Source organism: Beijerinckia mobilis (assembly GCF_000745425.1).
GTDB classification, from domain to species: Bacteria; Pseudomonadota; Alphaproteobacteria; order Rhizobiales; family Beijerinckiaceae; genus Beijerinckia; species Beijerinckia mobilis.
In genome coordinates this window covers 225,685-250,295 of record NZ_JQJH01000001.1, presented here as the reverse complement: position 1 = coordinate 250,295, position 24,611 = coordinate 225,685, and the positions used below count along the sequence as shown (strand labels likewise).

The following is a 24,611-nucleotide window of genomic DNA, read 5'->3' as shown; positions in this document are numbered from 1 at the left end:
TGAGGCAAGCGGGTCGAGAGGGAGCGCATCTTCTGGCCGTTTTCGCGCTCATGATGTTCCGGCGCAAGTTTTGGAATGACGATTCCCGAGAATTATTGCTCTAATGTCGGATAATCGGTGTAACCATGTGCATCCGGACCATAAAAGGTCGAGGGATCAGGCTCGTTCAGCGGCGCGTTCAAACGCAGCCGTTCCGGCAGGTCGGGATTGGCGATGAACGCCTTGCCGAAGGCCACGGCATCGGCCCAACCTTCATTCAGCGCGGCTTGCGTGGAGTCCGCAGTAAAACCTTCATTGGCGATATAGGGACCGCCGAACGCTTTTTTCAGGCGCGGGCCGAGACTATCCGCGCCCACGGCTTCCCGTGCGCAGAGAAAGGCGATCTTGCGGCGTCCGAGTTCGGCCGCGACATAGGAGAAGGTCGCGGCGGGATCGGAATCGCCCATCGTATGGGCATCGCATCGCGGCGCGAGATGCATGCCGACTCGTCCCGCACCCCAGACGCCTATGGCGGCATCCGTGACTTCGAGCATCAAGCGGGCGCGGTTTTCGACTGATCCCCCGTAGCGGTCGGTACGATGATTGGTGCTGTCCTGGAGGAATTGATCGAGAAGATAGCCGTTGGCGCCATGGATTTCGACGCCGTCGAAGCCTGCGAGTTTGGCATGGGCGGCGCCCTTCTCGTAAGCTGCGACGATGCCGGGGATTTCGTCGGTTTCGAGCGCACGCGGGGTCACGTAAGGCCGCTCCGGCCGTAACAGGCTGACGTGGCCTTTGGCGGCGATGGCGCTGGGCGCCACGGGCAATTGGCCATTGAGAAAGAACGGATCGGAGATGCGCCCGACATGCCAGAGCTGCATGAAGATGCGGCCGCCAGCCTCATGCACGGCGCGTGTGACCTGGCTCCAGCCGTCGACCTGCGCCTCGCTCCAGATGCCGGGCACTCCTTCATAGCCGATGCCTTGCGGCGTGACCGGGGTCGCTTCGGATAGGATCAGGCCGGCTTAGGCGCGCTGGCGATAATATTCTGCCATCAACGCGTTGGGAATATGCGTGTTTCCGGCGCGTAGCCGTGTCAGCGGCGCCATGATCACGCGATTGGGCAGCGTCAGGTCGCCAAGGGTGAGGGGATCGAAGAGCGTTGGCATGAAGGCTCCTGCACGAAGCAAATCTGGGACGGGAGATGTGAAGGAAGCGTTCCGGCATCGGCGCCGGGCGCCGCCGCCGGGCAGACCGGTATGGCAACCGGTGTCCAGGCGAACGGAATGATCGTTTCCGGCCGTTTTCATCGGGATATTTTCGAAATGGGATCCTCTTGCTGGTGTGATGCCGTCGACGCTTGTGGACCGGTCAAATCGACGAAAGGCTGGAGAACTGCATGCTCACCTGATTGTGATTGACCAAGCCGCGTTGCGTCGTGGAGAGGAACAGAGGATACTCGGAATTGCGTCGGACCGAAACCTGCGGTACGGTTCGAGAGATATCATCGTTTTTCTTAAAAAATAATTTGGTTTCAGATATTTGATGTATGCGCTGAAATTCGGTGCGCATAAATTTTCTGATTCAAATTTTCAGAAGGGATTACGATCATATACGGGAAACATCGCTTTCGTGATCGCTCCGGGCGATACCATTCTATCATGCCGCATGCCTTAGGTTTCCATATCCATTGATCAGCAAAGCGGAGCCGTGGAGATGACCTCTATGACAGCCTCAAAAGTGCATGAGGATGTAGCGACGGGGCCCGGCGGCCGGATTGTCGCCATTCGTGGGGCCGTGATCGATATTGCTTTCGTCGATGCGGACCTGCCCGAAATCAACGAGGCCATCGTCATCGAGGATCCGGCGGGGGGGGCGGTCATCGCGGAAGTCCAGTCGCATCTCGACGAACGGAGCGTTCGGGCCCTAGCGTTGCAGGCGACTACGGGGCTGAGGCGGGGTGATGCCGTCAGAAAGACGGGTGGACCGATCAAGGTTCCTGTCGGCGACGCGGTGCTCGGCCGGCTGCTCGATGTTACCGGCGCCATCGGCGATAAAGGCGCGCCGCTGCCGGAGACAGTACCCTTGCGGCCGATCCATCGCACCGCGCCGCCCTTGGCGCAGCAGCGCGGCACATCCGATCTCTTTGCGACCGGCATCAAGGTTCTGGACCTCCTGACACCCCTGGCCCAGGGGGGCAAGGCTGCGATGTTCGGCGGCGCCGGAGTCGGCAAGACGGTTCTGGTGATGGAACTGATCCATGCCATGGTCGCGGGCTACCAGGGGATTTCGGTTTTCGCCGGTGTCGGTGAACGGTCGCGCGAGGGGCATGAAATGCTGCTCGACATGACCAATTCGAAGGTGCTCGACCGTACCGTGCTTGTCTATGGGCAAATGAATGAGCCGCCGGGAGCGCGCTGGCGTGTGCCGATGACGGCGCTGACGATCGCCGAATATTTCCGCGACGACTGCCACCGCAACGTTCTGCTCCTCATGGATAATATTTTCCGCTTCGTGCAGGCTGGAGCCGAGGTTTCGGGCCTTCTGGGGCGTCTTCCCTCGCGGGTCGGCTACCAGCCGACGCTGGCGAGCGAGGTGGCGGCCTTGCAGGAGCGGATCGCTTCGGTGAGCGGTGCGGCGGTGACGGCGATTGAGGCCGTCTATGTGCCGGCGGATGATTTTACCGATCCGGCAGTCACGACCATCGCCAGCCATGTCGACAGTATGGTGGTTCTCTCTCGCGCCATGGCTGCGGAAGGCATGTATCCGGCTGTCGATCCGGTTACCTCGTCATCGGTGCTCCTCGATCCGCTGATCGTCGGCCAGGAGCATGTCGATGTCGCCGATGAAGTCCGCCGTACGATCGAGCATTATCGCGAACTCCAGGATGTGATTTCATTGCTGGGCCTGGAAGAACTCGGGGCTGAGGACCGGAGGATCGTTCAGCGCGCGCGCCGCTTGCAGCGTTTTCTTGCCCAGCCGTTTTTCGTGACCGAAGGATTTACCGGCGTGCCCGGCCGTACTGTCCCGGTCGCCGATACGATCAAGGGGTGCCGGATGATCCTCGCGGGCGATTGCGACGATTGGCAGGAAAGCTCGCTCTATATGATCGGCACGATCGAGGAGGCGCGGGACAAAGAGGAGGCCGCGCGCAAGGCGTCCGGCCAGCCGGCGGTGCAGACCCCCGCGAAAGAGGAAATGAAAGGCAAGGCGGCATGAGTGCGGCGCTGCACCTCACCATTACCACGCCTTCGGCCGTGCTTGTCGACCGTGCGGATGTCACCTCCCTGCGGGCCGAGGATGAAAGCGGAGGTTTCGGCATTCTGCCGGGCCATGCTGATCTGTTGACCGTCTTGCCGGCTTCCGTGGTCCGCTGGCACGGCACGGACAACATTGTCCATTATTGTGCGGTGCGCGGCGGCGTCTTCACGGTAACGGAGGGACAGCGTGTTGACATTGCCTGCCGTCAGGGCACGCTCGGAGATGATCTGACCCGGCTTGAAGCCGATGTGGTGGCGATGCGCGCCGAGGAGACGGATGCTGATCGCCGGGCGCGTGTCGAGGAAATGCGGCTCCATGCGAATGCCGTGCGTCAATTGATGCATTATCTGAATTCCGGCGAAACGATCCAGATTCTGGAGCAGCAGGGTAGTGATGCGTCATGACGGGATCCGATCCAAACGCCGACCAGGACGGCGAGGGGAAAGGCGCGGCGAGTGGCGATTCAGGTGATCGGCTGGTGAAGGCCGCCCACCAGGCCGCCGAGCGCGTCAGGGAAGGCATGAAAAATCCGGAACCCTCACTCGGCGCGCGCCTTGGCCAGATCGGTGTTCTCGGCTGGACCATCGTCATTCCGACCCTTCTTGCTATGCTCGTGGGACGGGCGCTCGATCATTATTTCGGTACCGGCATCTTCTTTTCCGCCCCATTCATCATGATCGGCGCCGGCATGGGTTTCTGGTCCGCCTGGAAATGGATGCACCGTCCTTGAGCAAAGCCAGTGATGAGGAAGACCGTGTGACGAAGAGCGCTACGATGAAACCTTACAGACGCACCGGTTGCGCTGCGGCGGTAATGGCCGATTGCGGCCGTGCGGGAGGAGGCGCGTCTTGAATTCACCGCTGACGCTTACCCCGCTGTTTCATCTTGGCCCGGTGCCTGTCACCACGCCGGTTGCCGTCACCTGGGTGATCATGCTGGTTCTCGGTGTCGCATTTTATCTGGCGACGCGCCGGCTGCAGCGTATTCCCTCGACCGCGCAGGCGATCCTCGAAACCGTGGTCAGCGCGATCGACAGCCAGATCGCGGAGACGATGCAGGCCGATCCCGCGCGTTACCGGGCACTCATCGGTACGATCTTCCTGTATGTGCTCGCCGCCAATTGGACGTCGCTCATCCCCGGTGTCGAACCACCGACCGCTCATATCGAAACCGATGCCGCGCTGGCGCTCATCGTTTTCTTCGCCACCATCGTTTATGGCATACGGGCGCTTGGTCTTCTCGGCTATCTGAAGACTTTTGCTGAGCCGAGCTGGGTGATGATCCCGCTCAATCTCGTCGAGCAGATCAGCCGCAATTTCTCGCTGATGGTCCGCCTGTTCGGCAATGTCATGAGCGGTGTCTTCATCATTGGAATCATCCTTTCGCTGGCCGGTCTTCTCGTGCCCATTCCCCTGATGGCGCTCGATATTCTGACGGGCGCCGTGCAGGCCTATATCTTCGCCATCCTGGCCTGTGTGTTCATCGGAGCCGCGATCAGCGAAACTGCCCCTTCCCGCAAGATTTCATCCCCCAACACTTCTCATTAGGAGCCAGAGACGCCATGAGCACTGCCGATACGAATATGGTCGAAATGGTCAGCATCTTTTCAGCGGCGCTGGCCGTCGGCCTCGGCGCCTTCGGGCCGGGGCTCGGTGAAGGCCGCGCCGTCGCCGCCGCTATGGACGCCATCGCCCGCCAGCCGGAAGCGGCGGGGACGATCTCCCGCACGCTTTTCGTGGGTCTCGCGATGATCGAGACAATGGCGATCTATTGCCTTGTGATTGCGCTTCTGGTCCTGTTCGCTAATCCATTCGTCCACTAAACCGCAGGCCAAGATGCATATCGACTGGTGGACCCTTTGCCTGCAGGCGATCAACGTCCTTGTTCTCGTCTGGATACTCAGCCGGTTTTTCTTCAAGCCGGTCGCTGCAATTGTCGCTGAGCGGCGGGCGGCCATCGCCCAGGCCCTCGAAGACGCGCGCAAGGCCCGTGTGCAAGCCGAGGCGGAACAGGAAAAGGCGCAGCAGGCGGCGGCGGCTATAGCCGCGAGCCATGCCGATGTCCTTAAGAAGGCGGAACTTGAGGCGAAGGCCGAGACGGATGCGATACTAGGGTCAGCCCGCGCCGCGGCGGATAAATTGCGGGAGGCGGCGGCGGCCGATATCGCCCGCAAGCGCCAAAGCGATGCCGCCGCTCTCGCCGATCAGGCGAGCCGGCTCGCGGCCGATATTGCCGGCAAGCTTTTGTCCCGCTTGCCAGACGAATCGCGTATCACCGGATTTGTGCCGGGGCTCGCGCAAGGCCTGTCGGAACTGCCCGAGACGGTTCGCAGAGGGGTGGGCGCCCATGGCGCCCCCTTGCGGCTCAAAGCGGCGCGCGCTCTGACCGAGGCGGAAACCGAAGCCTGCCATACCGAGCTCTCCAAGGCCCTTGGCCGGCCGGTCGACATCCTTGTCGAGGTCGCGCCGGAGCTCATTGCGGGCCTTGAAATCGACATGCCGCATGCCGTGGTGCGCAACAATTTCCGCGCCGATCTCGCCCGTATTGCCGCCGCCCTGATTGCGCCAGGCGCGAAACAGCCGGAATTGCCGCAATCCGGACAGGAGGCGCGATGAGCATAGACACGACTACGGTTACGGATACCGTCGCAAACACAGGCTTCAGTCCTGCCGATGATGGCGAAACGGGGGAGGGTGTTGTGGGCAAGGATGTGATCGGCGGCGACACTGCCGGACCGGAACTGGCGGAGAAATGGCTGCAGCGTGGCCGTGAAAAAGTCTCGCAGACGCAGCTGTCGCCGGAAGCTCTATCGATCGGGCGTGTCGAGGAGATTGCTGATGGTATTGCGCGCATTTCCGGCTTGCCCGAGGTGAGGCTGAACGAATTACTGCAATTCGAGAGCGGGCAGAGCGGCTTTACCTTGGCACTCGACGCCGATGCGATCAGCGCCGTCATCCTTGACGAGAGTACGACGATCGAAGCGGGCTCGGGCGTGTCCCGCACCGGGGAAGTCGTCCGGGTTCCCGTCGGTCCGGGGCTTCTCGGCCGTGTCATCGATCCGCTCGGCCGTCCGCTCGATGGCGGCGAGGCGGTCGTCGCCGAAGCTTTTCATCCGGTGGAACGTCCGGCACCCGCGATCATCGAGCGTGATCTTGTGTCACAGGAGATGGATACGGGCATTCTCGTCGTCGATGCTCTGTTCACGCTTGGCCGCGGCCAACGCGAACTCATCATCGGCGACCGGGCGACGGGCAAGACGGCGATAGCGGTCGACACAATCATCAACCAGAAGGACACCGATGTTATTTCGGTTTATGTCGCTGTCGGCCAAAGGGCCACGGCGATCGAGCGGGTGATCGAGGCTGTCAGGCAATATGGTGCTCCGGAGCGCTGTATCTTCGTCGTCGCTTCGGCTTCTGCTTCGGCGGGGCTGCAATGGATCGCACCTTTCGCCGGTTTCACCATTGCCGAATATTTCCGTGATCGCGGCGGTCATGCGCTGATCGTCATCGATGATCTGACCAAACATGCGGCAACACATCGCGAGCTTGCGCTTTTGACCCGCGAGCCTCCGGGACGCGAAGCCTATCCGGGTGACATTTTCTACCTCCATGCCCGCATGCTCGAGCGCGCAGCCAAACTGGCGCCGGAACTCGGAGGCGGCTCGCTGACCGCCCTGCCGATCGCCGAGACTGATGCCGGCAATCTTTCCGCTTATATTCCCACCAATCTGATCTCCATTACCGATGGGCAGATCGTTCTCAACACACGGCTTTTCGCGGCGAACCAGCGCCCGGCGGTGGATGTCGGCCTGAGCGTGAGCCGGGTCGGCGGCAAGGCGCAGCATCCGGCTTTGAGACAGGTATCCGGGCGCATCCGTCTCGATTATTCGCAGTTTCTCGAGCTCGAGATGTTCACCCGCTTCGGCGGCATTACCGATACGCGGGTCAAGGCGCAGCTGACGCGCGGCGAGCGCATCCGCGCGCTGTTGACCCAGCCCCGATTCTCGACCTTGCGGACGATTGATGAAATTGCCTTGCTCGCCGCGCTTGGTGCCGGTGTGCTCGACGATTTGCCGGTAAATGCGATCCCTGGCCTGCGCACCCGTCTCGCGAGCCATATCGATGCCGAAGTGGGCGAGTCCGCCGCCAAGGCGCTGGCGCAGGACGGCTCACTCGATGATGCGCTGAAGGAGCGGCTGATCGCTGCCGTCCGCTTGCTCGCCCAGGGAGTGGCGCACGGAGTGGTCCAAGGCGCGGTTCGAGGCGCGGTTCAAGAGCACATCCCGGCGGGGGACCAAAAACCGTTGCGGGAAGATGCGCATGTCGGCGCCCATGACAAGGATCGTGGGACAACGGGATCAAAGGCATGACGGAACGGCTCAGCGATGTCGCCGCGCGCATCGCTTCCGTGCGGCAACTCTCCGCGGTCATCACGGCAATGCGCGGCATCGCCGCCTCGCGGTCGCGGGAAGCACGCAGCCGGCTCGACGGAGTCCGCGCTTATGCGCGGACAGTCGGTGAAGCCATTGGCCATGCTTTGGCCTTTTTGCCGGAGGGAACCGCAGAGGTGCCCTCTAGCAAGGGGAGTGGCGAGAAGCGAGCCGGAGTTCATGGCATTATCGCGCTTTGCGCTGAACAGGGTTTTGCCGGGACCTTCAACGAACATGTGCTTGATGCTGCGGACCGCCTGATCAAATTGGAGCCGGGCCGGCCAACGGCATTATTGCTCGTTGGTGATCGAGGATTGATGGTCGCTGCGGAACGTCAATTTACCATTGCCTGGTCCGCACCCATGATTGCTCATGTGGGGCAGGCAGCCTCGCTCGCCAGCCGCATTATCGAGGAACTCTATCGCCGTCTTGGTGCCGGCAACCTGACGCGAATTTCCGTGGTTCATGCGATCCCAGGCGGCAGTGCGGCGGCCGAGGTTACGGAAAAAGTGCTGGTTCCTTTTGATTTCGGCCGTTTTCCGCTCGCCCGTGGCGCAAGCCAACCTCTGATCACCCTGCCGCCGGCGGTACTGCTCGCAAGGCTCGCCGAAGAATATATTTTTGCCGAGCTTTGTGAAGCCGTCATTCTCTCCTTTGCCGCCGAGAATGAAGCCCGCATGCGGGCGATGATTGCCGCAAAGACCAATGTGGCAAAGACGCTCGACGGCCTCATCGCGCGGTCAAGGCAGCTGCGGCAAGAAGAAATTACAAATGAAATCATCGAGCTCGATAGCGGGGCTCGCGCAAATGCATCTTCCTGACCGGGCAAAACGAAACGCTCGCTGTCATGCCAAGCAGTTCTCAATGAGAATGACAGGTTGAGAGCCAGCCCGCGCGGGCGATGGTTTTCCGCTGGACAGCATTCATCCCATCAGGTTGGGATGAATGCGACTTAGCGTAAAGCCTTCTTTATCGGGCGATGACGGACCGGCGCGTGCGTGTGTCGCAATTGCGGAGAGGAGATCGGCTAAAGCGCGGCACCGGAGCGGCATCAGAAATGCCATCTATCGCGCCGAGTTTTACCGCGCTGCGGCGCAACCGGTCTGAGCGTTCGCGCTTCCCTTTTTCAGGAAAGACATTGTGATAGGTGAGTGAATTTGACAGGAAATTTCTGGTCGAATTTTGCCGATTACAGTAAAATTTTATTCTATATAAAAATAATACTTATTTTAGCGATTTATATTTGCAGAAATAAATAAAAATGTCTGATTTTGGCACGATATATATTTATTTTATTCAAATATCTCTTGGGGCGGATCTTTATTACGCCAAAATTTTTACGATATAAATATTTTTGTCTCCATGAGTTCATGATGCAATCTTCTGTTCGTAGACGTGTTTCCCTGACGTTGCTGACGGCTTCGCTAATCCTTGCCAGCGTCTCCGCCTTACCCCATGCCCATGATCAGGCCGCGATCGAGCTCCACTATGCCCCTGAAGAGAATCTCGAACGGATTGACGTTGCGTTGATCGAGGCGGCTCAACATGACATCGATCTGGCGTCTTATGTATTGACGGATGTGGCGGTAATAGAGGCTCTCACCCGTGCCGCCGAACGCGGGGTCATTATTCGTGTTTATCTCTACGAGAGTCAGATTTATGACCACGGCAGGCCTTTTCAGGCACTCCAGGATTTACGCCGCACACGCGGTGTCACGATCAAGGTTAAATCGCATGCTGAACCCTTGATGCATCTCAAATCCTATCAAATTGACGGACGCCTTCTGAGGAGCGGCTCCGCCAATTTCTCGGCGTCCGGCCTCAAGGCGCAGGACAATGACATGATTATCATCAATGAAAAGAGCGTGGTGGATCGCTTTAAAAAGGAATTTGACAGGATGTGGAGCAGAAACAATCATCTCGTTTACAAGGATGTCTATCCGACATTCCGCTGATCACAGATCCTGTGATGGATGCAGACAATCGTCAAAGGTCAAGCTATGTGTCATGCCATCGGGAAATTGTCTGTTAAAATAATGATTGTCGCCGTGATCATCAGCGGCAACGTACATGCTATGGAAGTCCACTATGATTGCAGTCGCGGTTCGGGATTGACCGCGCATTTCTCTGCGCCCAAGGCCGGACCGGGCGAGGCGATGCTGATTTTCGACGGATCGGAACAGAGAATAACCTTGCCGCAAGTCGTCTCGGCTGATGGTGGCCGTTACGCTGATGACGAAATCGAGTTCTGGATCAAAGGTAAAAATGCGACTTTGACTCGCGATGGGCATCAGGAAAGCTGCGTCGCGAAGTGAGGTGCAACAGGCATAAGACATTGCTTTAATTGAAATATTATCGACGGATGATTTGGGTCAATCCCGCCGGGAGAGATTTTTCTTAAAAATCTCCCTCGCACCGGCGGGTTTGCCTAGGGGCTGAACCACATCGATCACCAGGCGTTTCCAAAACATTCGAAGGTTTTTGGAGGGCGTGATCAATGCAACGGCGGCTGGCTAAGACTGAAAGGTATGGGAAAGCCTGTTTCTGATTTCTCGCCAAATCCGTTTCTCACCCGTCGTCATTCATGCCTGCGCTATAGTTCGTTACGCATGATCGGCGCGCCCGGAAGGTTCGATTGTTAATGTCTATCACTTCATTGAGAATCTTTAGGCAATCACTTCCGGCTGAGGCATTATCCGTGCCCGGCAGTCTCTCCTGTTCCGTTTGTATACATCGCTTCAGCTCGGAGAGAAGTAGAAAGAATATTATTAATCAATAAGATATGTGAAAATATACGGAGCGGATTGCGCATATTCAAATCGAATTCAGCGGCAGCGTCACAAGATTTTTTGCCTGCATTAAGCGCTCGCTTCAGGCATGAACAAGAGTTTCTGAAATTTTAGATTGGTTGAAGAAAAAGTTCTTGATCATGCGTGGAGGAGAGTGAAGAATGCCGCCGAATAAGATGAAAACATCCTGATGATACCGGGATGTTTTCCATATTCGCGACGTTGCACTGCGCCGGTTCGGTCACCTTGTAGGAGTCTGTGATTGTTGCAGTGCAATATGGCCGGTTCTAATGGCCAGCTGTATATTGAATGATAAATATAAGACCGAGATAAGTAATAAAACACGTCAGGCAAAGCGCAGCAAATCAGAACAATGCGTTTTGGAGGAAGCTCAATGAGGAAAGTTCGTAGGAAGTCGTGCCGGCATGTGTTGGGTGCGGTGTCTTTTGCCCTCGCCGGCATGGGAACTGTGGTTTCCACGGTGCATGCGCAAGCAGCTGACAGCAAGCAGTCATTGATTGAGATGCAGAAAGACCCTAATCAATGGGTCATTCCGACGGGCACGTATGATAATTGGCGTTACAGCGCGCTCAAGCAGATCAACAGCGACAATGTGAAGAATCTGCAGGTCGCCTGGACGATGTCCACCGGCACGCTTCGGGGTCTCGAGGGGCAGCCGCTGGTGATCGGCAATACGATGTATTATGAAACGTCGTATCCCAATTATGTCTATGCGATTGATCTGGACCATCCTGATCAGATCAAATGGAAATTCATGCCCCCGCCTAACGAGGATGCGCCGCCGGTCGCCTGTTGTGACGTGGTGAACCGCGGTCCCGCCTATGCTGAGGGAATCCTCGTTGCCAATGCATTGGATGGCAAAATTTACGCGCTCGATGCCAATACCGGAAAAGTGATCTGGGTGGCCGAGAATGCTGACCCTAAAAAGGGCAGCACCATGACGAATGCGCCGATGATTGTCGGCAACAAAGTGATTGTTGGTATGTCGGGCGGCGAGTTCGGTGTCCGGGGCTATCTGACTGCTTATGATCTCCATTCGGGCAAGATGCTCTGGCGTGCCTACAGCGAAGGATCGGACGAGGATATCAAATTCAATCCACAGAAAACAATCGATGGTGCCACGGGTAAGCCGGTCGGTGCGGATTCCAGTCTCAAGACCTGGCGGGGGGACGAGTGGAAGGTCGGCGGTGGCAGCACCTGGGGGTGGTATGCCTATGATCCGAAGCTGAACCTCGTCTATTATGGCACGGGTAATCCGGGCACCTGGAACCCGAGCCAGAGGCCCGGTGACAATGCCTGGTCCATGGCGATCATCGCCCGCGATGCCGATACTGGTGACGCCAAATGGGCCTATCAGATGACGCCGCATGATGGGTGGGATTACGACGGCGTGAATGAGATGGTTCTTGTCGATGTGGAAGACAAGGGCAAGACCGTCCCGGCACTTGTTCATTTTGATCGAAACGGTTTCACCTACGTTCTCAATCGCGAGACCGGCTCGCCGATCAAGATCACGAAATATGATTCTTCTGTGAACTGGGCGTCTGGGATCGACCCGAAGACCAACCGTCCTATCGTCAATCCGGATAAGATGACCGAGGCGGACAAAAACGTTACGGACATCTGCCCTTCATCTCAAGGCGACAAGGACCAGCAGCCGGTTTCCTATAATCCGAATACAAAACTTTTCTATGCCCCGCTCAATCATCTGTGTATGAGCTATCAGGCATTCAACGTAAAATATAAAGCTGGCTTCCCCTTCGTCGGCGCGATCGTGAATATGGTTCCGGGGCCGGGCGGCAATCGCGGCAGATTTATCGCCTATAATCCCATGACGGGTGAAACCCCATGGGAAATCAAGGATATGTTCCAGGATTGGAGCGGTGCGCTGACCACTGCCGGTGATGTCGCTTTCTATGGGACATTGACCGGAATGTTCCGGGCCGTCGATATCAAGACTGGCAAGATACTCTATGAGTTCAAAACACCATCCGGAATTATCGGAAATCCGATCACCTATATGCATAATGGCAAGCAATATGTAGCCGTGCTCTCCGGTGTCGGCGGTTGGGCGGCCATCGGTATGGCCAATAATCTGCACAAAGGCAGCGAAGGACTGGGCGCCGTCGGACTGAATGCGTCATTGCCGAATTACACGAATCTCGGCGGTACGCTGATGGTCTTTGCCCTGCCATCCAAAGCCGGTGAATAATTCCGGACTTGATTGAAGCGCGCCCCGGATTCTGTCCGGGGCGATGCCATCTTCGGTTCAGGATGGCATCTATGAGCCTTTCCCGTATCATGAGGGAGTTGCTTGCCATGCGTTTAGGAATATCCACGAGATTGGCTGCCGCGAGTATCTTCTTTACGGCTTGTGCATCGCATATTGTCCTGGCGAAGAATGATGAGGTCGCCGGTGCCGACGCCTCCGCTGTGTCCAATGTTTTGCGAGTGTGCGCCGATCCTGATTATCTTCCTTTTTCCAACCGTAATGGAGAAGGGTTTCAGAACAAGGTTGCCGAAGTCGTCGCGAAGGCGATGGGTCGAAAACTCAGCTATGTCTGGGAGAGTGAGCGTGGTCAGGGAGGATTTACCAATTTCCTGGCTGATACGCTTGATGCGGGCAGGTGCGACGTCGTCATGGATTTTCCCCATGGGGATGAAGAAGATGGTTACACAAAGCCCTATTATCAATCGGCTTATGTATTCGTGACCAGGAAATCCGATAACCGCGCCGTCACCGCCATGACCTCGCCGGCGCTCGCGGAAATGAAGATCGGATTTCAGGATGATACGACGCCCGTTGAAGCGATTAAAATGCTTGGTTTGATTGACAATGCCGTTGTCTTCAATGTTGCCGAAAGTCCAAGGGAATCGCCACGGGCTATGTTGCAGGCGGTTCAGGACGGGCAAGTGGACGTCATGATCACCTGGCAACCGGCAATTGGCTATTTTCTGAAAGACTATCCCGATTTGCGTGTTCGGGAAGTGCCGCCGGAGCAGTATGGACCGGGTCTGCCGCAGGTGAATTACGCCTATAAAATGTCCATGGGCGTGCGCAAGAACGATAACAATCTGAAGGAAGCGCTCGACAAGGTCATCGACACGCATAGGGCGGAGCTTGATGCGGCTTTGAACGATAGTGGTGTGAAATTCTATACGGGGCGTCACTCCGTCAATGAACCATTCTAGGGCGTTGTCGATTACAATCGGTCGCAACGCGATTCAAAACACGCGAGATCCCTTGGCTGTTTGAGCGGAGCCGTGCGGCAATCTTCTGGCCTGCTCCTGCAATCATCACATCCTGGGTTTGAAAGAAAAATCGATGAAATATGGTGCAATGTTACTTGTTTTGGGAGTCGGCGCGATCGCTGCGACGGTCCCGGATTTTGGACTTATCGCGGCATCTGCGGCCGATTCCTCTGGCGCCGCATCCAAGGGAGAAATGATCGCCAAGGGAAGTGACTGTTTCTCCTGCCATGCCATAGACCAGAAGGTGGTTGGCCCGGCGTTCCAGGAGGTAGCCAAGAAATTCGCGACCGATGACAAGGCCGTGGACATTCTGTCCGAGGCGATTGCCAAGGGCCATGTCGGTACCTGGGGCAATATCCCCATGCCAGCGCATCCCCAGCTCTCGAGCGATGAAATCAAGGAAATTGTATCCTGGATCCTCGGTCTGAAATCCGGCCCTGCCACCGGTTCAGCGACACCGGCGGGCGAAACGAAAACTTACACTTACACCGTTGACGGCAAGCCGATTACGGTTGATTTTCCGATCTTCGCGCCCGGTAGCACCACAAAGGTCACGAAGACGGTCTTCCATGGCTATGCCGCTTACAATTCCTATTGTTTCCGGTGCCATGGCGAGGATGCGATCGGCAGTTCCTATGCGCCTAATCTTCGTCAGTCGCTCAACAATGGCATGACGGAAAGCGAATTCACCAATGTTGCCATGGTGGGCCGCAAGGACAAAGGCATGCCGAGCTGGGCGGGCTTCTTTGAACCCGACGAGATTCACGAAATCTATGCCTATGTGAAGGCGCGTGCTGTTGGCGCATTGGGAACGGGGACGCCGGAGAATTGATGGTTCGGAATGAGCTGGATAGAGATCCGCTCGCCGCAACGGCCAGAAGCCTTCCATCCAGAAGTGTCGTCACAGTTGGAATGGGGCTAGCGGATTTGGCGCCCATCTCCGTGGGGGCCGGGACTTTGACAGCTTTCCCGCCAGTTTATCCCAAAGCGCTTATGCCGTGAGGCAGACTGGGTATTGAGCCGAAAAGCGGATGACTGCTTTTCGGCTCGCTGTTTTTAGAAAAGCATAGGGCGTTTCGAGCATCGTGCGAGACGCCACGCGGTAAGACGGCTTGTTATAAAAACCAGCATTCAATGTCGAAGCCACGACCAAAACCTTCAGGCAAACATTACAATTGTTGACTGAAGGTGTTTTAGAGCTTCGGAAGATTTGGATAGGGTCTGCCTAATGCTGACATGATGTGGCAGGGCCGATATCGGCGGTGGTCACGAGATGTTTGACCAGTGTGTTTGAAACGTAATGAGGACCATCGAATAAAAACAGTCTGTGTCCATGCTCAGCCGCGATCTGTGTTTTTAATTCGTCCGCCGTCGCAGCGCGGAACCCACTGCCGATTGCCGGGCGGAACGCCTCGCTGATGACTGCGATATGTTCCTTCCCAAATCGTTTGACGAGCGAATCCGCATAAGCGGCGGCGACCGATGGATCGCGATTATGCGCGCCGACTCCGTCCTGAAAAAGAACGTTGATATCTCGCGGCAGCCAGCTGGCGAGCCAATCGGTAAAATGGCTTGGACCCAAATTGCTGCCATCATAGACGCTTATCCAAAGTGGCCGAGGCAGAAGGGCGAGAATCTTCGGCAGTTCATGGACATTCGCCCAGGTCGGATCAGCTTCGACCGGAAAATAATAGCCTTTGACATTGAGTGGTGTTGGCACATTGGTCAGCCGTGCCGAAAGATGGGCAAGTTTTGCCATATCGTTGCGTGCGGCGGCCTCGGAAAAGGCGCCGGCCAGTCCAAGAATCACACGCTGGGCCCAAGGGGCTTTGGCGATGCGGTGCCAGTCCGGGGTTTGTTCGTAGGGCGACAAGCTTGAACCGTGGACGAATGCCTTGCCATCGACAGCGGTCCATTGCACGAGCAGCGTGTTGACGCCGAGTTCGTGCCAATCTCCATGCGGATTGATCGTCAAATTGTCGGGCTGCCAGACGATGCCTTCGACGCAGCTTCCACCAGACGCGAAAGCGATCTCGCCGATCCCGATCAGGGCCATACTGGCCAAAGCCAAAATCAAGAAGATACTGCGCATCGTTATTTTCGCCCTTCCTTTATGTCTCGCTTGGTGAGACGGGGCTTGCGGTTTCATACCGGTGGAATTGCAGTTTGCTCATTGAGTTCCAATGACGGACTTGGAATGTTACATGATCGTTGCTTTACCGCGCCTCCGTCGTTGGACATAACCAATATATGGCAGAGTTAAAATAAAGACTTTATAATTTCATCAGATTAAAGAGTTATATTATCATAAAATACAACAGATTTAGTGAGGCATTGCGGCGAGGGATTGTCCGTTCAATCCGGTGGGCGAAGCAGCGATTGAAATTTCAGAGGCGTTGATTTGAGCCCGCTGGTTCGGGTGGGATCGGCTTGATAACTTTTGTGTGATAATGCTGTTATAGCAGGTGAAATGAAACGGCAGCAGCTTCGTTCATGGGGAATTGCGCTTGCCTTGCATTGTAAAGGGTTATACAGCCTGAACCGGTCTGTCATGATATGAACTGAGGGGGCTGTGTGCGTGTCATCTGCGTTTTCGGGACGCGCCCGGAAGCCATTAAAATGGCGCCGGTGGTCTCGCGTCTGCGGCGGGATCCATTGATACAGACGACGGTCTGTGTCACAGGGCAGCACCGCGAAATGTTGACGCAGGTCCTTGATCTGTTCGATATTACTCCAGATATCAATCTTGATGTCATGGTTGCGGGTCAGACACTTAACGGGTTGTCTGCGCGTGTCCTGTCGGGGATGGATGATGTTTTCAACTCCATCCGGCCCGATCGCGTCCTTGTTCATGGCGATACGACGACGACAATGGCGGCAAGTCTCGCAGCCTTCCACTGGCGCATACCCATTGGTCATGTCGAGGCGGGTCTACGCACATACGACCTTAAACATCCTTTCCCTGAGGAAATGAATCGCCGCATTGTCGATGTCGCGGCTGATCTTCATTTCGCGCCTACCACGCTCGCCGCGAGCCATCTTGCCTCGGAACAGCTTGCCGGACGCATCCTCGTGACCGGGAATACGGTCATCGATGCCTTGCAGGAGGCGGTCGCGAAAATCAAGAACACGCCCAGGCTGCGCGAGAGCCTGGAAAAGCAATTTTCTTTCCTTGATTCCACGCGCCGGTTGATTCTCGTCACGGCGCATCGGCGCGAGAATTTTGGCGCCGGTTTCGAAGGAATATGTGAGGCGCTGGCTCGTATCGCCGAGCGTTCGGACGTTGAAATCCTTTATCCCGTTCACCGTAATCCGAATGTCACGGGGCCGGTTTTCACGCATCTTTCGGGGCGCGGCAACATCCATCTGATCGATCCATTGTCCTATTATCAGTTCGTTTATTTGATGGAACGCGCGTTTATCATTCTCACGGATTCCGGCGGGGTTCAGGAGGAAGCGCCGACCTTTGGCAAGCCGGTTCTCGTGCTGCGCAGCGTCACCGAGCGGCCGGAGGCCGTCGCCGCCGGTACGGTGCGTCTCGTTGGCACCAATTCCGCCGCAATCGTCGAAGCGGTGATGACGCTCTGCGACGATCCTGCCGCCTACGCGCGCTTTGCCCAAGCGGTCAATCCCTATGGCGATGGCCACGCTGCTGAGCGCATCCATGCCAGTCTGCTCGGCCGGCCCGTTGAAGCTTTCGAGCCAGGCCGCCGCGTCGCTTGAGGCTCGTTTTCCTGCCGCCACCTCACCTTCGGAAATGCAAAACCATGGTTTCATTCCCGTCGTCGCGCCCGCATCAGCGCCATAACGCGCCTTGGTCTGCATTCGGCTCTTCTTGGCGGCGAGCTTTCTTCCTGGCCGTCTCTCTTGTCACAGCTGCGCCTTTCATGCCCTTACCGGAGGCCCTCGCGCCAACGGTGCTGAGGCCGGTGGCCTATGGCGCGGACGATGCCAGCGCCGCTTTTCGCACTCTCGCGGCGCCTGTTACCGTCACACGATCGTTGAGCCTTGCCGATCTCGGTTTCAACGAACCGATCGTGCTCGGTTCGTTCGATGCGCGGCGTGAATTCTTTCTGCCCGTGCCGGTGGGTGTGTCGTTGATCGACCCCGCCATTGATTTCACGGGCCATTATCTGCGCGTCGATGGCGGCAAGACCACGCTGTTGCTGTCGGTTGACGGCTTTCCGGTCGCTGGCCGTGCGCCGAGCGTAGATGCCGGGGCCGTCTCCGTTTTCCTCGGTGTTGACGGCAGTCCACGCAAGAGCGGCTTTCTGCGCCTCGGTACCGCCTGGAGCTCTGTACTCGAGGGCGATTATTGTGGCGATGAGCGGGCGATCGGCAATAATTTCACGATCGATCAGACGACCCGCTTTACTTATTCGTTCCAGAGCACCGGAATCGACACTTTACTCGTCGCCTGGAGCGCGCTTCCGGCGCATCCGGTGGTGTTGATCGGAGGCCGCAAACTCGGCCAGGATGCTTATGATGCCGCCTGGCGGCTGGTTCTGGCGCTCGAGCGGCTTGGCAAAAGTCCCCATATCCAGCCGTTTCCGTCTGTCGGCGAAACGATCAGCCTCTCCGATCTTTCCCTTCCCGAACCGCTCGCGAAACTGCCTTCCTTTGCTGCACTCAAGGCGTCAGGGCCGCATAAGATCGCATCGCAGGGCGAACTCGGTGCTTTGATCGTGCTCGGGCGTATCGACGCCGATCTTGCCGTCGCCGATCCCTCCCTCATGAGCGCCATGGCGGCGGCGCTCTCGGCGATCGAGCAGGAAGCCGTGGCCGCCGGGGCGGGGGATGCTTTCTCCGAATGGCGCAAGGCCGCTGCATCGCTCGGCGAGGCCGTGCCGCCTCAAGAGATTGCTCTGCGCCGCTTCGCGGCTCGTCCGGTCATCGCCATTGGCACGCAGGCGGCGTCGAAGGCCTCGGCTTTGTTCGATGTTTTCTGGCGGCAGATCATGGTCGCGCGGTCGCTGGGCGTTGAGGCCGCGACTTTACCGCAGGATCACGGCGACTTCGTCGCGCTTACGGGATTGAGTCATGCGCCGGCGTCGTTCGACGTTGTCGCGCGGGGAGAATGGACGGTCAATTTCGCTATCGGGGCAGGTGCCCTGCAAGGTAGCTCGCCGAAAGAACTCTTGATCGATATTGCCGCCGCGCCGGGTGCGTCGGAATCCTCTCCGGTCGCTTCGGTCTTCCTCAATGGCTATCTGCTTGCCTCGCGCCGGCTGAATGCCAACGGAAAGCCGGAACGGCTCGCTGCCACCATCCCAGCCTATGCGCTGGCGCCGATCAATATGCTGCAGGTGCAGATTCAGCGGCAGCCTTCCAGTGATCGATGCCGCGAGACGCCGCAGCCATTCCCCGTCTCGATCCTGCCGTCCAGTGCCATCCGGCTTGGTCCTCCGCTCGCGGGCCGGGGTTTCCTGAGCCTGCGCGAACAGCTTGGCGGCGAGGCCGAGCTCATTCTGCCGCGCGCCTATCTTGAGGACGCGCCGGGAACGCTCGGCAATGTAGCACGCATAGCCAATGCCGCAGGCCTCTCGCCGAGCCATGCGGGTCTGATTCTCGTCTCCGGCGAGGCTGCCGCCGCAGCGCCGCAGCATCCTTTCCTCGCGATGGATGTCGCCCCGCCGCAGACCGTTTCCAGCCTGCAGGTCGTGCGTGGCGACGGCCGCCTGGTCATCCCGTCGCAGCCCGATCGGCCCTTGCTCGACGTGTCGGGTCTCGACCGCCTGGCCGTCATCGAGGTGGCACGTTCGGATCAAGCGGCGGGCCTTCTGTTTCACCGGGTTGGAAGCTCCGCGCCACGCATTGAAAAGCCCTTCCTGTTGCGCCACGGCGATATCGCCATTCTCACCGATCAGGGCGTCGCGGCCGAATTTGATCGCCGCGATCCGGGTGCTGTGCTTCCTCCCCAAGATAATATTCCACAAACGGGGGTCGATGCGCTGATTCAAAACCCGCGGGAATGGGCCGTGCCTGTCGCGCTGGGGACCGGCTTTCTTTTCTTGATCCTGCTCTTTGCCGCTCGCCGTGCACGCCGCCGCGCGGCTGAACGGGAGAATTGATGCCGCTTTACTGGCCCTTTTTCATCGCCGATTATTCCAGCGCGCTGGAACGTGCGGTGATCGCCTGCGCAATCGTCATTTTCATTTCGAGCGTTGACGATTTGTTCGTCGACGCCTGTTTTTGGGGTCGCAAGGCGTGGTTCTTCCTGCGCCGTCAATCATCGGACGAGGCACCTAGTCTCGCCGAGATCGAAGGCAAGGCCGAGCAGCCGATCGCCATCATGGTACCGGCCTGGCTCGAATATGACGTCATCGCCCGTATGGTCGAGACCATGGTCGGCACGCTCGATTATGCGCATTACGCTATCTTCGTTGGTGTCTATGCCAATGATGCGCGCACGGCGGCGGAAGTCGAACGTATGCGCCGGCGTTATCCACATCTCGTCCGTGTGACCGTCCCGCATGGCGGCCCGACCTGCAAGTCCGATTGTCTCAACTGGATCGTCCGCGATATTCTCGCGCATGAGCAGACGCATGGTGTCGCCTTTGCCGGTGTCGTGTTGCATGACAGCGAGGATGTCGTTCATCCGCTCGAGCTGCGGCTCTTCAACAGCTTTCTTCCGGGTACCGATCTTATCCAGATCCCGGTCATGTCGCTCGAACGTGAATGGTATGAGCTGATTGCCGGCACTTATATGGACGAGTTCGCGGAATGGCACGGCAAGGATCTCATCATCCGTGAGCGTCTGTCCGGCATGGTCCTCTCGGCGGGCGTCGGCACCTGCTTCTCGCGCCGCGCGCTTCTGCTGTTGTCGCAGGAGCGTGACCAGCAGCCGTTCAATGTCTCCGTTCTCACCGAGGATTATGATATTGGCGTGCGGCTGGCGGAATATGGCATGCGCTCTGCCTTTTGCCGTTTTCCGGTTTCCTTTGTCACCCTTCGTCACCGCTGGTTCGGCTATGGGCGGCGTGAACCCATGCGGCTTGATGCGCCGCTTTGCGTGCGCGAATTTTTTCCTGATACTTTCCGCACCTCCTACCGTCAAAAGGCGCGCTGGACGCTCGGAATCAGCTTTCAGGGCTGGCGGGAGATCGGGTGGCGCGGATCGCTGGCGACAAAATATTTTCTCTATCGGGATCGCAAAGGGCTGGTGACATCTCTCGTCGTGGTTCTCGCCTATTTCGTGACGGCGCAGATGATCGTCCTTTATGTCATCGCGATGTTCGGCCTGTGGCCCGGCCGTTATCCCTCGCTGTTCCTCCTGCATCCCGTGCTGTTCTGGTTGCTTGCCGCCAATGGCGTGGCGCTCTGTCTGCGTCTTGTCCAGCGTTTCTATTTCACCCGCCAGCTCTATGGCTGGGAACATGGTGTGCTCTCGTTGCCGCGCGCCTTGATCTCCAATTTCGTCAATTTCGCCGCGACCGTGCGCGCTTGGCGGTTGTTTCTGTCCAATCTCTTCTTCGGCACACCGCTTGGCTGGGACAAGACGATGCACTTCTATCCTTCCGCCGAGGCGATTGGTCATGTGCCCCATTCCCATAGCGCGCTCGACGAGGAGACCATTGCCGAGGCGGTCGCCTATGCGTTGCAGGTTCCGCGCGTGCATCTGACGGCACTCATGGTCCGTAACGGCGCCGCGGGCCTGCCACAGCATCCCTGGCACCTTTGGCACGCGGTTCCCTATCGGGCGGAGGGGGAGACCCGTCTTTGCCTTGCGATTGCGGCTCCTTTGTCGCCGTTCGCGGCAAAGGAATTGGCGGCGCACTTCCTTCCAATTCCCGGCCTCCGTATTGCCCGCGAGAGCGAGATTGAAGCCGCCCTGCGTCTCCTCGACGGTGAGAGCACCGCTTTTGGAGCGATTGGCCGGCAGAAGGGTGCCGCCAGGGGTACCTTCATGATCGACCATGGATTTGTCGACAAGGCACGTCTGGCCGAGGCGCTTGATGAATACGACCCGGAGGTGGATGGGCTCGTCGGTGAATATCTCTTGCGCAGGGGGGTGTTGACCTTGACCATGATCGAGGCGGCGCTTGCAGCCCAATATGCGGCTCAGCCTGAGGGGCAAACGCCGGTGGCAGCGCATCAGATCGCGCAGGATGGCGCGCCATGAAGGGGAGGCAGCAGAACGGCTCGCGCCCCCGGCCCGGCAGTTTCACCATTCTTCGCAGCCATCTGTTTGGTCTGTGCGGTGCATTCGCGGCTGTTGTCGCAAGCCCGGGAGAGGTCATTGCCCAGGCAGATGTGGTGCCGCTGCCCTTATCTGGGCCAGCCTTCCGTCTTGCCGAGGAAGCCCAACTGGCTTTGACGCAGGGTGACTATGACAAAGCCCTCGCGTCTGCGCGCGAGGGGTTGCGCCAACGTCCCGACGCCCCGCAATTCCGCCTTTATATCGTTCAGGCACTGGAACGTTCCGGCCGCCTGGACGAGGCCGAGACGGAGGCCGACCGCTTCGTCGCTGGTGGCGACGGCAGCCGTGCTTTGCTCGCGGTTCTCGCCGAGATCCGCCGTGTGCGGGGAGCAGGTCGGGAAGGCCAGGAAAATGCCGGGAAGGCGCCGATAGAGCAGGGGAAGGGCGAAGCCGCCCAGCTTTCTTACAAATCCGCGCAGGAGGCATTCGAGGCCGCGCATCGCGCTTTCGCCCAGGGGGATTATGCTGCGGCGCTCCTAGCTGCGCGGCAGGCGGCAGCAGGCTCCTCCGACCAAACCTATGCGGATTTCCTCAAGGATATGCAGGATGTGCTCGCGGCGACACGGCCGGGGAGTGAGTTGCCGTCGTTTCAGGCAGCCGAGGGCGCCTATCGTGCCTTCGCGCAAAGGAATTATCGCGAGGCTCACGAACGGGCGCAGGAAGCGGTACGGCTTGAGCCCGATAATCCATCCTACCAGAAACTGCTGGCGACGACCGAGGCGGCTTTGCTGCGGCCACCGGAAAAAACAGTTCCGCCACCGCCTGGCTATAGGGCGGCTGCGGCCGCCTATGGCGCCATGCGCGAACACGCTTACGCGCGGGCGGCTTCCCTCTCCGCAATGGCGGTGCGAGAAGCGCCGGGCAACGCCGCTTACCGGGCGCTTCTTGTCGATGCTTTGACGAATGCGGGGCGTCTCGGCGCGGCGGAACAGGCGGCCGGCGTGGCTCTCACCGCTCTTGGCCCGGCGCCGCGTCTTTATGCCATGAGGGCAAATCTGCGCCTGAGGCTCAAAAAGCCGGCCGAGGCGGCAGAGGATTTTGCGGCGGCACTCGCCTTGCCAGGTGCCAGCATTGCGGAACGGCGTTCCTGGCGGGTGGCGCGTGTTGAGGCATTGATTCAGGCGGCCCGGAGTGAAGAGGCGCTCGCAGCACTGTCAGCCCTCGACGGCGATGGCAGTTTCGATGCCTCCATAGCGCGCGGCAATGTCTATGCGGCCTTGCAGCAGGAAGCCCGGCGGCCGCGTGCCATTCCCTTTTTCAGTGGTTTTGACGCGGGAATCGATCCCGTGGAACGCGCGCCCAGCGCGTTGTCCGGCGGGAACGCGGAGGTCTTTGGCGCATATGCCCTTGCCGCGTTTAACGCCGCAGCGGAGAAGGCGCATACACGAAGGCAGAAAGTTGCGGCGCTCGGCGGTCAGGTCGGCGCGTTGAACGCACTTGGCGAGTCAAATGCGGCGCAGAGCCTTTATGAAGGGGCTGAGCGGGTGGGGCTTCTCGATGGTCTCGACGGGCTGGAACGGGCCTATCTCGCCGAAAGGGCGGGAGCCCATGTCGAGGCAACCCGCTTCTTCGCCGAGGCGCGGGCGTCAGGAGAATTGAAGGGTAATGGTTTGCTCGACGCTGGCTATGCGTCGATGCGCGCTTTCGACAATCAGGCGGCAATCGACTTCTTCAAAGCCGGTGTCGATGCTGCGCGTTCGGGGGTGATCAGCATGACGCCGCAGCAGATCTTTCAGGTCAAGCGGCAGATTTCAGACCTGGACCGGCAATGGGGTATCAATGCCGTGGCTGCTTATGGCGCCGTGGGCACGATACCGAATTTTCTCGTACCCTTGAGCCGCAGCACCGGCGATGTCGCGCAGGTTGGCGGTGAGGTTTACTGGCGTCCTCCGGCCATCGGCTATCGCGACCGCACGATCGTCGAACTTTTCGCCCGCGCTTTCGAAACGGTCTACGACCAGACGGGTGGAGCGACTGGAACGAAGACGATTCAGGTCTTTGCAGGTGCGCGGGGCAAGCCTTTTGCCGACCTCAATCTCATTCTGGAAGGCGCGCATATGTGGAACCCCGGCGGCTACGGGCCCGCAAATGAATGGATGCTGCGCGCCGCTTTCTCGCAGGGGGAAGGGCTCGACCTGCGTTATGACATGCCCTCATGGTTCATGTGGAATTTCTATGGCGAGGTGGTCCGCTATGTCGTGAGCGCGCAGACGATCGCCAATTACGAATGGCGAGCCGGCGAGAGTTTCCGGATTGATGGCGTCGCAGATGGGCTCGTGCTGACGCCGCATGTCGCTCTTGGCGGCCGCTACGATAATGTTTACGGCACGCCGTGGGCGCTCGGCATTGGGCCTGGAATCGCGGGCCGGTTGTGGTTTCGCGGCGATGATTATCATGCGCCCCATTCTTTCGTCGATGTCAGTGTGCAATATCGTTTCCATCTTGCCGGCGGCCAGAATGCTCGCGGGCTTTTCGCGCAGATCAGCGTTGCTTATTAGGACAAATCGGGAGAGCCCGATCCGCCGCAGGTACCCCGGTCCTGCGGGATCATAGGAGCGGGCGTGACGTCGCCAGCTGAATGCATCAAAGCGGATAATATGGGCTGCCATCTTGCTATACAGAACGGCGTGTACAGCATCGATTTTCCTGACCGCTATTGGGCGTAATCAAGTACACG

At 58.5% G+C, this 24,611-nt stretch carries 18 protein-coding genes and 1 pseudogene; 17 read left to right on the top strand and 2 right to left on the bottom strand.

Going from position 1 to position 24,611, the window contains the following annotated elements; all coding sequences use genetic code 11:
* Positions 1 to 92 precede the first annotated feature (92 nt).
* A pseudogene (locus DL88_RS01100) lies at positions 93 to 1,148 on the bottom strand (alkene reductase).
* Positions 1,149 to 1,704: 556 nt separating this feature from the next.
* Here DL88_RS01100 and atpD point away from each other — a divergent pair.
* The 13 genes from atpD to DL88_RS01035 all read left to right on the top strand — a co-directional run bounded on the left by atpD (position 1,705) and on the right by DL88_RS01035 (position 14,566).
* Positions 1,705 to 3,198, top strand: a complete 1,494-nt coding sequence (atpD, locus tag DL88_RS01095) for a F0F1 ATP synthase subunit beta (protein WP_051955446.1) — start codon at positions 1,705 to 1,707, stop codon at positions 3,196 to 3,198.
* Positions 3,195 to 3,644 (top strand): F0F1 ATP synthase subunit epsilon, encoded by a 450-nt coding sequence (locus DL88_RS01090; RefSeq protein WP_034990783.1) that lies wholly within the window; start codon positions 3,195 to 3,197, stop codon positions 3,642 to 3,644. Before atpD ends, DL88_RS01090 begins: the two co-directional genes overlap by 4 nt.
* Positions 3,641 to 3,970: an AtpZ/AtpI family protein gene (locus tag DL88_RS01085; RefSeq protein ID WP_084704742.1), complete on the top strand. Its 330-nt coding sequence runs from the start codon at positions 3,641 to 3,643 to the stop codon at positions 3,968 to 3,970. The genes DL88_RS01090 and DL88_RS01085 overlap by 4 nt, the downstream gene beginning before the upstream one ends.
* Positions 3,971 to 4,088: 118 nt before the next feature.
* On the top strand, positions 4,089 to 4,787 hold the full coding sequence (locus DL88_RS01080; RefSeq protein WP_034990782.1) for a F0F1 ATP synthase subunit A: 699 nt from the start codon (positions 4,089 to 4,091) through the stop codon (positions 4,785 to 4,787).
* Between the two features lie 14 nt (positions 4,788 to 4,801).
* On the top strand, positions 4,802 to 5,062 hold the full coding sequence (locus DL88_RS01075) for a F0F1 ATP synthase subunit C (protein WP_034990781.1): 261 nt from the start codon (positions 4,802 to 4,804) through the stop codon (positions 5,060 to 5,062).
* A gap of 13 nt (positions 5,063 to 5,075) precedes the next feature.
* Positions 5,076 to 5,855, top strand: a complete 780-nt coding sequence (locus DL88_RS01070; protein ID WP_051955445.1) for a F0F1 ATP synthase subunit delta — start codon at positions 5,076 to 5,078, stop codon at positions 5,853 to 5,855.
* Entirely contained in the window at positions 5,852 to 7,612 is a 1,761-nt protein-coding gene (locus DL88_RS01065; protein WP_084704739.1) for a F0F1 ATP synthase subunit alpha, read from the top strand. Before DL88_RS01070 ends, DL88_RS01065 begins: the two co-directional genes overlap by 4 nt.
* Complete coding sequence (locus DL88_RS01060) at positions 7,609 to 8,493, top strand: F0F1 ATP synthase subunit gamma (protein WP_034990780.1); 885 nt, start codon at positions 7,609 to 7,611, stop codon at positions 8,491 to 8,493. The genes DL88_RS01065 and DL88_RS01060 overlap by 4 nt, the downstream gene beginning before the upstream one ends.
* A gap of 549 nt (positions 8,494 to 9,042) precedes the next feature.
* Positions 9,043 to 9,627 (top strand): phospholipase D-like domain-containing protein, encoded by a 585-nt coding sequence (locus DL88_RS01055; RefSeq protein ID WP_084704736.1) that lies wholly within the window; start codon positions 9,043 to 9,045, stop codon positions 9,625 to 9,627.
* 18 nt (positions 9,628 to 9,645) lie between these two features.
* A complete protein-coding gene (locus DL88_RS01050; RefSeq protein WP_245270569.1) occupies positions 9,646 to 9,987 on the top strand; it encodes an MliC family protein in 342 nt (113 codons plus the stop codon).
* Between the two features lie 934 nt (positions 9,988 to 10,921).
* A complete protein-coding gene (locus tag DL88_RS01045) occupies positions 10,922 to 12,694 on the top strand; it encodes a methanol/ethanol family PQQ-dependent dehydrogenase (protein ID WP_370736377.1) in 1,773 nt (590 codons plus the stop codon).
* A gap of 107 nt (positions 12,695 to 12,801) precedes the next feature.
* The gene (locus DL88_RS01040) at positions 12,802 to 13,674 is read left to right on the top strand and encodes a quinoprotein dehydrogenase-associated putative ABC transporter substrate-binding protein (RefSeq protein ID WP_084704794.1); all 873 of its coding nucleotides are present in this window, start codon (positions 12,802 to 12,804) and stop codon (positions 13,672 to 13,674) included.
* A 148-nt stretch (positions 13,675 to 13,822) separates the two neighbouring features.
* On the top strand, positions 13,823 to 14,566 hold the full coding sequence (locus DL88_RS01035; RefSeq protein ID WP_034991208.1) for a c-type cytochrome: 744 nt from the start codon (positions 13,823 to 13,825) through the stop codon (positions 14,564 to 14,566).
* Between the two features lie 393 nt (positions 14,567 to 14,959).
* Here DL88_RS01035 and DL88_RS01030 read toward each other — a convergent pair whose 3' ends face one another.
* Entirely contained in the window at positions 14,960 to 15,826 is an 867-nt protein-coding gene (locus DL88_RS01030; RefSeq protein WP_051955441.1) for an alpha-amylase family protein, read from the bottom strand.
* Between the two features lie 482 nt (positions 15,827 to 16,308).
* Here DL88_RS01030 and wecB point away from each other — a divergent pair, with 482 nt between their 5' ends.
* From wecB to DL88_RS01010, 4 genes are all read left to right on the top strand, one after another.
* The gene (gene wecB, locus DL88_RS01025; protein WP_034990775.1) at positions 16,309 to 17,457 is read left to right on the top strand and encodes a non-hydrolyzing UDP-N-acetylglucosamine 2-epimerase; all 1,149 of its coding nucleotides are present in this window, start codon (positions 16,309 to 16,311) and stop codon (positions 17,455 to 17,457) included.
* Between the two features lie 164 nt (positions 17,458 to 17,621).
* The gene (locus DL88_RS01020) at positions 17,622 to 19,805 is read left to right on the top strand and encodes a cellulose biosynthesis cyclic di-GMP-binding regulatory protein BcsB (protein WP_156970870.1); all 2,184 of its coding nucleotides are present in this window, start codon (positions 17,622 to 17,624) and stop codon (positions 19,803 to 19,805) included.
* Entirely contained in the window at positions 19,805 to 21,856 is a 2,052-nt protein-coding gene (locus tag DL88_RS01015; protein WP_084704733.1) for a glycosyl transferase family protein, read from the top strand. Before DL88_RS01020 ends, DL88_RS01015 begins: the two co-directional genes overlap by 1 nt.
* On the top strand, positions 21,853 to 24,432 hold the full coding sequence (locus DL88_RS01010) for an NfrA family protein (protein WP_034990774.1): 2,580 nt from the start codon (positions 21,853 to 21,855) through the stop codon (positions 24,430 to 24,432). The genes DL88_RS01015 and DL88_RS01010 overlap by 4 nt, the downstream gene beginning before the upstream one ends.
* The last annotated feature ends 179 nt before the right edge of the window (positions 24,433 to 24,611 follow it).